At 61.3% G+C, this 11,081-nt stretch carries 9 protein-coding genes; 2 read left to right on the plus strand and 7 right to left on the minus strand.

The window, feature by feature from the left end:
* Positions 1 to 174: 174 nt before the first annotated feature.
* The gene (locus NUV89_RS23250) at positions 175 to 2,766 is read right to left on the minus strand and encodes a glycosyltransferase (RefSeq protein WP_257783162.1); all 2,592 of its coding nucleotides are present in this window, start codon (positions 2,764 to 2,766) and stop codon (positions 175 to 177) included.
* Positions 2,767 to 2,983: 217 nt separating this feature from the next.
* Here NUV89_RS23250 and tcdA point away from each other — a divergent pair, with 217 nt between their 5' ends.
* Positions 2,984 to 3,793, plus strand: coding sequence for a tRNA cyclic N6-threonylcarbamoyladenosine(37) synthase TcdA (gene tcdA / locus NUV89_RS23255; protein WP_374684540.1), 810 nt, complete (start codon positions 2,984 to 2,986; stop codon positions 3,791 to 3,793).
* Positions 3,794 to 3,922: 129 nt separating this feature from the next.
* Here the strand turns inward: tcdA and NUV89_RS23260 are convergent, their stop codons facing one another.
* The 4 genes from NUV89_RS23260 to NUV89_RS23275 all read right to left on the minus strand — a co-directional run bounded on the left by NUV89_RS23260 (position 3,923) and on the right by NUV89_RS23275 (position 7,033).
* The gene (locus tag NUV89_RS23260) at positions 3,923 to 4,336 is read right to left on the minus strand and encodes a SufE family protein (RefSeq protein WP_257783164.1); all 414 of its coding nucleotides are present in this window, start codon (positions 4,334 to 4,336) and stop codon (positions 3,923 to 3,925) included.
* Positions 4,333 to 5,538: an aminotransferase class V-fold PLP-dependent enzyme gene (locus NUV89_RS23265; RefSeq protein ID WP_257783165.1), complete on the minus strand. Its 1,206-nt coding sequence runs from the start codon at positions 5,536 to 5,538 to the stop codon at positions 4,333 to 4,335. The genes NUV89_RS23260 and NUV89_RS23265 overlap by 4 nt, the downstream gene beginning before the upstream one ends.
* Positions 5,539 to 5,602: 64 nt before the next feature.
* Entirely contained in the window at positions 5,603 to 6,637 is a 1,035-nt protein-coding gene (dapD, locus tag NUV89_RS23270) for a 2,3,4,5-tetrahydropyridine-2,6-dicarboxylate N-succinyltransferase (RefSeq protein ID WP_257783166.1), read from the minus strand.
* 33 nt (positions 6,638 to 6,670) lie between these two features.
* Positions 6,671 to 7,033, minus strand: a complete 363-nt coding sequence (locus NUV89_RS23275) for an ArsC family reductase (RefSeq protein ID WP_122514429.1) — start codon at positions 7,031 to 7,033, stop codon at positions 6,671 to 6,673.
* A gap of 214 nt (positions 7,034 to 7,247) precedes the next feature.
* Here NUV89_RS23275 and NUV89_RS23280 point away from each other — a divergent pair, with 214 nt between their 5' ends.
* Complete coding sequence (locus NUV89_RS23280) at positions 7,248 to 8,891, plus strand: Na+/H+ antiporter (protein ID WP_257783167.1); 1,644 nt, start codon at positions 7,248 to 7,250, stop codon at positions 8,889 to 8,891.
* A 12-nt stretch (positions 8,892 to 8,903) separates the two neighbouring features.
* Here the strand turns inward: NUV89_RS23280 and NUV89_RS23285 are convergent, their stop codons facing one another.
* Positions 8,904 to 9,611, minus strand: coding sequence for a M12 family metallopeptidase (locus tag NUV89_RS23285; RefSeq protein ID WP_257783168.1), 708 nt, complete (start codon positions 9,609 to 9,611; stop codon positions 8,904 to 8,906).
* Between the two features lie 149 nt (positions 9,612 to 9,760).
* Positions 9,761 to 10,960, minus strand: coding sequence for a succinyldiaminopimelate transaminase (gene dapC / locus NUV89_RS23290; RefSeq protein ID WP_257783169.1), 1,200 nt, complete (start codon positions 10,958 to 10,960; stop codon positions 9,761 to 9,763).
* Positions 10,961 to 11,081: the final 121 nt, after the last annotated feature.

An 11,081-nucleotide genomic window follows, 5' to 3' on the forward strand; every position in this document is an offset into this window, starting at 1 on the left:
GTGGTGGGTCAGTCAACTCATGTGTGGCTGACACACCGCATTCGCGAGCAAGCCCGCTCCCACAAAAGCCCTGTTCCACATAAGGCATTGGCACAGGCTAAGACTTGCAAAACGGCCGTTATCTTATAGCAAAACGGCGGCCAGAGGCCGCCGTTTAGTGCATTGCGCAAGTTTTTACGCCGCGGGTGCGGGCTCCGCCGCTACCGAAGGTTTCGGCAGCGAAGACAGGAACGCCATAATCAACGCCGCCACATACGGCAGCGACTGCACCAGCAACATCACCACCCAGAAGCGAATGTCATTGCTCGGCAGGCCCTGGACCAGATAGATCCCCAGCGCGGCGCCCCACAACAGCAGCATGATGAACATTTCTTCGCGGGCTTCGGAAATCGCCACCCAGAAACCGTGGTTATCCGCGTTTTTCGGTGTGCGAAAGAACGGAATACTGCTGGTGAAGAAGCCATACAGCACCGCCTTGGCGATGGTGTGGGACAACGCCAGGCCCGCCAGGGCCGCGCAGAACGCGTCCTTGAGGTTCACGCCCACGGCGCGACGGTACAGGAACACGATCTTGCCCACCTTGAACACGAACAACGCCAACGGCGGGATCGCGAAAATCAGCAGCGGCGGATCGACCCGCGTCGGCACGATAATCATCGCCGCCGACCACAACAGGGCGCCCACGGTGAAGAAGATGTTCATGCCGTCCGCCACCCACGGCAACCAGCCCGCGAGGAAGTGGTAGCGCTGGCCACGGGTCAGCTCGGTGTCCTTGCCGCGCAACAGGCTGGCGGTGTGGCGCTTGATGATCTGGATCGCGCCGTAGGCCCAGCGGAAACGCTGTTTCTTGAAGTCGATAAAGGTGTCCGGCATCAGGCCCTTGCCGTAGCTGTCGTGGTAATACGCCGCCGACAGGCCTTTCTCGAATACCCGTAGGCCCAGTTCGGCGTCTTCACAGATGCACCAGTCGGCCCAGCCGAGTTCTTCGAGCACCGAGCGCCGGGTCATGGTCATGGTGCCGTGCTGGATGATCGCGTCACGGTCGTTGCGGGTGACCATGCCGATATGGAAGAAACCCTTGTATTCCGCGTAGCAGAGCTTCTTGAAGGTGCTTTCGTTCTGGTCGCGGTAGTCTTGCGGCGACTGCACCACGGCGATTTTAGGGTCGGCGAAGTGCGGCACCATGTGCTTGAGCCAGTTGGGCGACACGCAGTAGTCCGAGTCGATAACCGCGATCACTTCGGCATCCTTGGCGGTGTGCGGCAGCAGGTAGTTCAACGCGCCACCCTTGAAACCGGCCAGGGGCGCGACGTGGAAGAACTTGAAGCGCGGGCCGAGGGTTTCGCAGTAGTCGCGCACCGGTTCCCAAACGGCTGGGTCTTTGGTGTTGTTGTCGATGATGAGGACTTCGTAGTCCGGGTAATCGAGGGCCGCGAGGGCGTCGAGGGTCTGTTTGACCATCTCCGGCGGCTCGTTGTAGCAGGGCACGTGGATCGACACTTTCGGGCGGTAGTCCGAGTCCCCTTCGACCGGCAGGAATTCACGCCGACGCTTGTGGGTCCACACCGCTTCCGCCAACTCATGGGCTTCGGTCAGCAACACGATAAACACGCCAAGGGCGCCGAGCGCCAAGAGAACGCCCACGGTGACACTGAACCAGGTGCTGTATTGCTGGCTGTAGTCGTAACCGATCCACACCAGCACCGAACCGCAGAGGAACGCGATAAAGGTCAGGAACGTGCGGCCACGCTGGCGCAGGGCCGAGCCGTCGATCATCAGCAGGGTCAGCGACAGCAGGGCGAGCACCACCGAGCCGATGGCGAGTACGCGCCATTGCGGGATGGCGACCACGGGCCCTTCAAAGTTGAATTTCTGCTGGCGTGCGGCGTTGAACACGCCCCAGTAAGCGCCGGCCGAGCCTTCATCGCTGACTTTCCACGGCTGGTCGAAGGCCTCGATCACGAAGTAGTTGTAGCCCTGGCGATTGAGTTTGTTCACCAGTGTGCGTAGGTAAATCGCCTGGTCGGCCGGGGACGTTTCATTGCCACCGCGCATGCGGCCGTTGCTCGGCCAGCCAACCTCCGACAGCAACAGCGGCTTTTTCGGGAACAGTTTCTTCAGGTCCTTGGCGCGGTCGAGTACGTACTGGCCGGCCTTGTCCATCGGAATGTATTCCCAGAACGGCAGGATGTGCGCGGCGATCAGGTCGACGTGCTTGGCCAGCTGTGGGTTCTTTTCCCAGATGTCCCATTGCTCGGAGGTCGTGACCGGCACTTTGACGGCGGCGCGCACCCGATCCAGCAGCACAATCAGCGCTTCTGGGGTGATGTCTTTACGGAATACCGCTTCGTTACCCACCACAACCCGCACCACGCTGCGCGAGTTGTTGGCGATTTCGATGGCGCGCTGGATTTCTCGCTCGTTGCGTTCCAGGTCCGGGCTGATCCAGATCCCCAGGGTCACGCGCAGGCCGAACTCTTCGGCCAGCTTGGGGATGTCGCCCAGGGTGCCGTCGACCGAGTAGGTACGGATGTTGTCCGTCAGCTTGCTCATGATCGCCAGGTCCTGGCGCATCTGGTCGTCAGTCGGGAACTGGTTTTTCTGCGGGTACTGGCCTTGTTGGAACGGCGAGTAGGAAAAACCGGAGATCTGTTCAGGCCAGTTGGGGGTGGTGACCGGGCGGTTGATAAGCGCCCAGAAGCCGGTGAACAGCGCGGCGATTGCCAGCACGATCACCAGGTTGAGTCCAAATTTACGCGATGCCATGGCTATTTCGGGTTCCAAAGGGTGTGGAACGAAAAGAGGTGTCGGCCTACGCCGAACGGCGCGCATCCTACACCGGCGCTTCCCTGAGCGTACAGCAAGCAGAGAAAAGCCGGACGTTAGTCAGCGAAAGCCTATCTAAGTTCTTAACTTGTAACTTGTAGCTTAAAACTTGCCGCTGTGTAGCCCATAATGCGCGCCGGTTTTTGGGGTAATGGTCATGAGCACAGAAGATCCACGGTTTGCAGGCGTCGCCCGCTTGTATGGCATTGAAGGCCTGGAACGCTTGAAAGCGGCCCATGTGGCGATCGTCGGCGTCGGCGGTGTGGGCTCCTGGGCGGCGGAAGCCATCGCCCGTTGCGGTGTGGGCGAGATTTCGCTGTTTGACCTGGATGACGTGTGTGTCAGCAACAGCAACCGCCAGTTGCATGCGCTGGACAGCACCGTGGGCAAACCCAAGGTCGAGGTCATGGCCGAGCGCCTGCGTGGCATCAACCCGGAGTGCACGGTGCATGCGGTGGCGGACTTCGTCACCCGCGACACCATGGCCGAGTACATCACGCCGAACATCGACTGCGTGATCGACTGCATCGACGCCGTCAACGCCAAGGCTGCGCTGATCGCCTGGTGCAAGCGCCGCAAGATCCAGATCATCACCACGGGCGGCGCCGGCGGGCAGATCGACCCGACGTTGATCCAGGTGTGCGACCTGAACCGGACGTTCAACGATCCGCTGGCCTCCAAAGTGCGCTCCACCCTGCGTCGCGATTATGGTTTCTCGCGCACCGTGACCCGTCATTACAGCGTGCCGTGCGTGTTTTCCACCGAGCAGCTGCGCTATCCCAAGCCGGACGGCAGCATTTGCTTGCAGAAGAGTTTTGTCGGGGATGGGGTGAAGCTGGACTGCGCCGGTGGGTTTGGTGCAGTGATGATGGTGACCGCGACCTTTGGCATGGTGGCGGCAACCAAGGCGGTGGACAAGATTGTCGCTGGGGTGCGCCGGCCTTCGGAGCGGGTCAAGCCTGCTTAATTCTGGAAACTTGCACCCTTCAAAATGTGGGAGCTGGCTTGTGTGGGAGCTGGCTTGCCTGCGATGCAGGCGCCTCGGTGTGTCAGTCAAACCGAGGTGATGCTATCGCAGGCAAGCCAGCTCCCACATTTAGTCTTGCGTACGACTTAGTTCTCGCATGCGCTGCAAGACGGCGTTCAGGCCGTTGCTGCGCGAGGGTGACAACTGGCGGGAAAGGCCCAGTTGATTGAACCAGTCAGGCAAGTCCACGGCCTGCAACTCGGCAGCCGACAACCCATTCACCCGCACCAGCAACAACGCCACCAAGCCGCGAATCAACCGCGCATCACTGGCCGCAGCAAACTGCCAATACCCATCCTGCAAACGCCCCACCAACCACACCAGGCTTTCGCAGCCCTGCACCAGGTTGGCCTCGACCTTATCTTCAGCAGCCAGGGCAGGCATGCGCTCACCCCATTGCATCAGCATCCGCGCACGCTGCTCCCAGCTACCCACGGCCTGGAACGCTTCAAGCGCTGCCACTGCATCGACGGGCAAACTCATCGCAACATATCCAGCGCCTGATCCAGCGCCTCAAAAAAGCGCTCCAGGTCGTCGGAATCGTTATACAGCGCCAGGGATACGCGGATCGCCCCCGACAACTGCATCGCCTTGAGCAGCGGCATCGCACAATGATGCCCGGCGCGTACGGCAATGCCTTGCTCGGTGAGCAGGTGCGCAAGGTCGGCGTTGTGCACGCCTTCGACGACAAAACTGACCAGCGCCACCTGCGGCGCGCCCAGCACCCGCAGGCCATTGCGCGCGTTGAGGCCGCGCAGCAGATAGTCATGCAACGCGGCTTCATGGGCGATCACGGCCTGCTGATCCAGCGAACTCAGGTAGTCCAGGCTGGCGCCCAGCCCGATCACGCTGGCAATCGGCGGCGTGCCGGCTTCGAAACCCAGTGGCGCCGGGCGAAAGCTGGCGTTGTGGTAATCGGCGTTCTGCACCATCTCGCCGCCAAACTGCCAGTGGCGCAGGTGATGCAGGGCTTCGTTACGACCAAACAGCACGCCGACGCCGTCCGGGCCGTAGAGCTTGTGGCTGGAAAACACGTAGAAGTCGCAGCCCAGGGTCTGTACGTCATGGCGACCATGGACGATGCCTTGGGCGCCGTCGATGACGGTCAGGGCCCCATGGGGTTGGGCCAGGGCGAGCAACGCTTCCAGCGGCTGCCAGGCACCGAGCACGTTGGACAGCTGGCTCACCGCCAGCAGGCGCGTGCGCGGGCCGATCAGCTTGGCGGCGGCCGCGAGGTCAATCACGCCGTCATCGCCAAGGGGCAATACCACCAGCTCCAGGGCGCGGCGTTTGGCCAGTTGCTGCCAGGGCAGCAGGTTGGCGTGGTGTTCCAGGGCGCTGATGACAATCTCATCGCCCGCATTGAATAGATGCTCCAGGCCGTAGGCCAAGAGGTTCAGCGCAGAGGTTGCGCCGTGGGTGAACACGATCTGCCCGCTGTCTCCTGCGTTCAACCACTGGGCGACCTTGCTGCGGCTGTCTTCGAACGCCTGGGTCGCATGGGCGCCCGGCAAATGCTGGGCACGGTGCACATTGGCTGCGCCATTGGCGTAGTAATGGCTGATGGCATCCAACAAGGCCTGGGGCTTTTGCGTGGTGGCGGCGTTGTCCAGGTAGGTCTGGTCTTGCCGTTGCAGGGTGGCGATGGCCGGGAAATCGGCGCGCCAGGAAGAGGGCACTAGCATGGTGTTCAAGACTCGTATAAGCGAGCCCCAGGATCGGGGCCCGCTAGGGGCATCGAGTGGCTGCTTAGTTGTGAGCGTGCAGCGCTTCGTTCAATTCGATGGCCGATTTGTGGGTTTTGCACTCCACGGCACCGGTCTCGGAGTTGCGGCGGAACAGCAGGTCCGGCTGGCCGGCCAGGTCGCGTGCCTTGACCACCTTGACCAGTTGGTTCTGTTCGTCGAGCAGCGCGACCTTGGTCCCGGCGGTGACGTACAGGCCCGATTCCACGGTGTTGCGGTCGCCCAATGGGATACCGATACCGGCGTTGGCGCCGATCAGGCAGCCTTCGCCGACCTTGATCACGATGTTGCCGCCGCCCGACAGGGTGCCCATGGTGGAGCAACCGCCGCCCAGGTCCGAGCCCTTGCCGACGAACACGCCAGCCGACACACGGCCTTCGATCATGCCCGGACCTTCGGTGCCCGCGTTGAAGTTGACGAAACCTTCGTGCATCACGGTGGTGCCTTCGCCCACGTAGGCGCCCAGGCGCAGACGCGCGGCGTCAGCGATACGCACGCCGGCCGGGACCACGTAGTCGGTCATTTTTGGGAACTTGTCCACCGAGAACACTTCCAGCAGCTCGCCACGCAGGCGCGCTTCGAGCTGGCGTTCGGCCAGTTCGCTGATGTCGATGGCGCCCTGGCTGGTCCACGCGACGTTTGGCAGTTGCGGGAACACGCCGGCCAGGCTCAGGCCGTGGGGCTTGACCAGGCGATGGGACAGCAGGTGCAGCTTGAGGTAGGCCTCAGGCGTGGAGGTCAGCGCGGCGTCTTCGGCCAGCAGGGTGGCGACCAGCGGGGTGTGGCTTTCGGCCAGGCGGCTGAGCAGGGCGGCCTGGGTGGCATCGACGCCTTTGAGTGCGTCGGCCAGTTGCAGGGCCTGGGCGACGGTGAAGGTGATCGCCTGGTTGCCTTCGGTGTAGCCGAGGATCGGCGCGATGGCTGCGACGATTTCTGCCGACGGGTTGAGCAACGGTTGTGCGTAAAACACTTCCAGCCAAGCACCTTGGCGGTTCTGAGTGCCGACGCCGAAGCCCAGGCTGAACAGGGAATTGGACATGCTGTTACCTCTACAAAAATGGAAAGGGCTGGCCTACTTGAGGGCCGCCGAATAAACATCTGGCTTGAAGCCAATCAGGGTTCTGTCACCGAGATCGAGCACCGGGCGCTTGATCATCGAGGGTTGTGCGAGCATCAATTCAATGGCTTTCGACTGATCGAGATCGGCTTTGCGTTCGTCTTCGAGTTTGCGAAAGGTGGTGCCCGCACGGTTCAAAACCACCTGCCAACCGTGCTCGTTGCACCATTGGGTCAAGTGTTCGCGGTCGATACCGGCCGTTTTGTAGTCGTGGAACTCATAGCTCACAGCGTGCTCATCGAGCCAGGTGCGCGCCTTTTTCATGGTGTCGCAGGCTTTGATGCCGAAAAGGTGCAAGGTTTTGCTTGAAGCGGTCAAGGAATTGCCCCCCTTTGGACCAACGGAAACGAAAGGTCACGGATTATGCCACGACCGGCGGCCTGTGGTGCCGCTCGTCACGCCGGCGTGCGACTTATGTGCAAATGCCAGGCGCCGGCCAGGCCGCTAATATAGCCGGGGAATATGGCACTTCAACGGCCAGTCGTTGCCTCAAGTGTGTCTTCGCAAGTCGATTGTCCGGGAACCCCGCGTTATGCAAACCGCCTACACCGTTCTTATCCTGCTGATGCTGGTCAGCGTTTCGCGTCTGGTCGGGCGTGTCATTCCGTTGCCGTTGCCCTTGGTGCAGATCGCTGCGGGCGGCTTGCTGGCCTGGCCCACGCTGGGGCTGCATGTGGCGCTGGACCCGGAGTTGTTCCTGTTCCTGTTCCTGCCGCCGCTGTTGTTTTCCGATGGCTGGCGCATGCCCAAGCGTGAATTGTGGCGGCTGCGCGGGCCGATTCTGACGTTGGCGGTGGGGCTGGTGCTGTTTACAGTCGTCGGTGCTGGCTACTTCATTCACTGGATATTGCCGACGATCCCGCTGCCGGTGGCCTTCGCCCTGGCGGCGGTGTTGTCGCCGACGGATGCCGTGGCGGTGTCGGCCATTTCCCAGAACCGGTTGCCCACGCCGCTGATGCATATGCTTCAAGGCGAGGCGTTGATGAACGACGCGTCGGGCCTGGTGACCTTCAAGTTTGCCCTGGCGGCGGCGTTGACCGGGGTATTTTCCCTGGCGGATGCCAGCCTCACCTTTGTGCTGGTGGCGCTCGGTGGCCTGGCCGTTGGCGTGGCGCTGAGCTGGCTGGTGGGCCGCTTGCGCACCTGGATGATCGCCCGGGGTTGGGACGACCCCGCGACCCATGTGGTGTTCATGTTGCTGCTGCCGTTTGCCGCGTATGTGCTGGCCGAGCGTCTGGGCGCATCGGGGATTTTGTCGGCGGTGGCGGCGGGCATGATGCAAAGCTGGCTCGACCTGCTGCCGCGCCAGACCAGCACGCGCTTGCTCAATCGCAGCGTCTGGTCGCTGCTGGAGTTTGCCTTCAACGGCTTGATCTTCCTGCTGCTGGGGTTGCAACTGCCGGACATCATCAAGGCGGTGGTGAGCCATGAGCCGACGCTGTGGCCGACGTTGTTGTATCGCTGCCTCGACGTGGTGGCGATCTTCCTGGTGTTGCTGGTGCTGCGTTTTATCTGGGTGCAGAGCATTTGGCGGCTCTCGGGTTTGCTGCGCAGATGGCGTGGCAAAGGAGAGCTGACGCTGGTGCCGACGGCGCGCTCCTGCTGGCTGCTGACCGTCGGTGGCGTGCGCGGTGCGGTGACGTTGGCCGGTGTGATGTCGGTGCCGTTGCTGTTGGCGCCGGGGCAGGACTTTCCCGAGCGTGACCTGCTGATCTTTATCGCTGCTGGGGTGATCCTGTTGTCGCTGATCGCCGCGTGCATCGCCTTGCCGCTGTTGTTGCGCGGCGTCGAAAAGAGCCCCGATGAGAAGCGCCACAACGAGGTTCGCGAGGCCTGGAAGAAAACCGCCGTGGCCGCGATTCATGCCCTGGAAACCGAGGAACCCGCTGACACCGAAACCCAGGACGCCGCCCAGGCTGCCTTGGCCGCCGAGTTAAAGGCACGATTGATGTCGGAATATCGCCATCAGTTGGAAGTGTTCAATGACTCGGCTGAAGCCCAGGCGCTGGCGCAGCAGATGGACCTGCTGGAGCGAAAACTACGGCTCAAGGCCCTGCGGGCGCAACGTCTGGAGTTGTATAGCTTGAGCCGTCATCACCAGATTGGTGATGACGTTTTGAGAGAGGTGCTGGCCGAGTTGGATATGAGTGAGGCAAATTTGGGAACGTTGAAATGAGTCGAAGTGGTTTTATTGGTTTTTTGGATACAGCTTGCGGATGAACTGGATGTCGGTTTCCGACAATTCATAGTTTTCTGAAGTGGGGTTTTGGGTGTTGAAATATTCGTTCGGTAAGCTGTAGTGCATGATGGAGTGCCGATCATAGGGAGAGTGCTTAGTCTGTTCACGGTTAAATGTGTTAAGCATTTGCTCGTCGGCATTTTTACGGGGCCTACCACCTTGGTCGTACTCTTTGTAGATGAATTCTTTATTGAAATCCAAATCCCGGTCGGGGTGTTGATGCTCATGCTTCAAACCCAGGGCGTGACCGAATTCATGCAGTACCGTCTGGCCGGTTTTTGGCACCAGCCCGCGGCGAAAGCCGATAAACATTGTGGGCGTGGGGGCGGGAACATTCTTCGCATCTACGCCGATGGTCGATGAACCACCTTCAGTATTGTCCGCTGCAATCCTAATATCTGCGTTGGGTGATTGGGTGAACTCGAACGTCAAGTTGACGTGGGGCGCCCACTTGTTGATGTTGTTTTTGGTGAACTGTTCTTGCTCTGGCGTCATGCCCATCAACGAGATCTTGAGTGTCGAGTGTTGTGGCCAAAGGTCCGCAGGGAATGCAACGGCACGTTTTTTCCTGCTGGGTGCGGATGTCTTCGGCGCCTGGTTGTCGTAGGCATGCTCAGGGATGGCGGGTGTTGTATAGGCGGTGGGGTTGATGCTCAAAATGCATGGCCTCGTTGGCGAAAGGAGTTTGGAGACCCTGTAGTGGCGCTGACTGAGGGAAACGTTCCAACGAGGAGTGGCTGAATATCGGTGGCGCTGTAGGAAATGCATAGCACCCGCACTGCATTGCACAGTGCGGGCAGGTTTCATTACTGACGACGTTGAATAAAGTCGCGAATCCGCTCCGCCGCTTCGACACACTCCGCCAACGGTGCAACCAGCGCCAGGCGCACACGCCCGGCACCCGGGTTGAAACCGTCCACTTCCCGCGACAGGTAAGAACCCGGCACCACGGTCACGTGTTCTTCCACGAACAGGTCACGGCAGAACGCCGCATCATCGCCCTTCACCTTCGGCCACAGGTAGAAACCACCGTCCGGGCTTTGCACGTCCAGCACTGGTTTGAGGATGGCCAGTACGGCGTCGAACTTCTCGCGGTACAGGTCGCGGTTGGCCAATACGTGGGCCTCGTCCTGCCAGGCGGCAATACTCGCGAGTTGGGTTTGCACCGGCATCGCGCAGCCGTGGTAGGTGCGGTACAGCAGGAAGGCCTTGAGGATGTCGGCGTCGCCGGCGACAAAACCGGAACGCAGGCCCGGCAAATTGGAACGCTTGGACAGGCTGTGGAACACCACGCAACGCTTGAAGTCCTCGCGACCCAGTTCGACGCAGGCGCTCAGCAGGCCGGGCGGCGGGGTTTGTTCGTCGAAGTACAGCTCGCTGTAGCACTCGTCGGCGGCGATGACGAAGTCGTATTCGTCGGCCAGGGCGATGAGTTTTTTCAGGGTGTCGACCGGGATCAGTGCGCCGGTCGGGTTGCCGGGGGAGCACAGGAACAGGATCTGGCAGCGCTTCCAGGTGTCCGGCGACACGGCGTCGAAGTCCGGGTTGAAGCCATTGCTGTCCAGGCACGGCAGGTAGTGCGGCTTGGCCCCGGCAAGGAACGCGGCGCCTTCGTAGATCTGGTAGAACGGGTTCGGGCTCACCACCAAGGCGTCGTCGCCACGGTTGACCACGGTCTGGGTGAAGGCGAACAGCGCCTCACGCGTCCCGTTGACCGGCAGGATATTGCGCGCCGGGTCGAGCCAGCCCTTGGGCACGCTGAAACGGCGTTCGCACCAGGCGCCGATGGCCTCGCGCAGCGCCGGGATGCCCAGGGTGGTGGGGTAGACGGCCATCTGGTCGAGGTTGTCGGCCAGGGCCTTGGCCACGAATGCCGGGGATTTGTGCTTGGGTTCGCCGATGGACAGCGCGATCGGGCGCTTGTCCGAGTTTGGCGTAACGCTGCCGAGCAGGGCGCGCAGTTTTTCGAACGGGTAGGGCTGCAGCTGGTTCAGGGCGTTGTTCATCTAAAATCTCGTTCAATTCGGTTGAAAACATGCGGTCTGCTGGGCAAGGCAATTCCAGTGTGGGAGCGGGCTTGCTCGCGAAAGTGGTGTGTCAGTCAGCTGATAGGGGGCTGACACACCG

Source organism: Pseudomonas sp. 18.1.10, assembly GCF_024655625.1.
GTDB lineage: Bacteria > Pseudomonadota > Gammaproteobacteria > Pseudomonadales > Pseudomonadaceae > Aquipseudomonas.

Excerpts from the sequence above, each read along its gene's own strand:
- dapC (WP_257783169.1), bottom strand. The coding sequence starts at position 10,960 with ATGAACAACGCCCTGAACCAGCTGCAGCCCTACCCGTTCGAAAAACTG.
- dapD (WP_257783166.1), bottom strand. The coding sequence starts at position 6,637 with ATGTCCAATTCCCTGTTCAGCCTGGGCTTCGGCGTCGGCACTCAGAAC.
- NUV89_RS23250 (WP_257783162.1), bottom strand. The coding sequence starts at position 2,766 with ATGGCATCGCGTAAATTTGGACTCAACCTGGTGATCGTGCTGGCAATC.
- tcdA (WP_374684540.1), top strand. The coding sequence starts at position 2,984 with ATGAGCACAGAAGATCCACGGTTTGCAGGCGTCGCCCGCTTGTATGGC.
- NUV89_RS23280 (WP_257783167.1), top strand. The coding sequence starts at position 7,248 with ATGCAAACCGCCTACACCGTTCTTATCCTGCTGATGCTGGTCAGCGTT.
- NUV89_RS23265 (WP_257783165.1), bottom strand. The coding sequence starts at position 5,538 with ATGCTAGTGCCCTCTTCCTGGCGCGCCGATTTCCCGGCCATCGCCACC.
- NUV89_RS23260 (WP_257783164.1), bottom strand. The coding sequence starts at position 4,336 with ATGAGTTTGCCCGTCGATGCAGTGGCAGCGCTTGAAGCGTTCCAGGCC.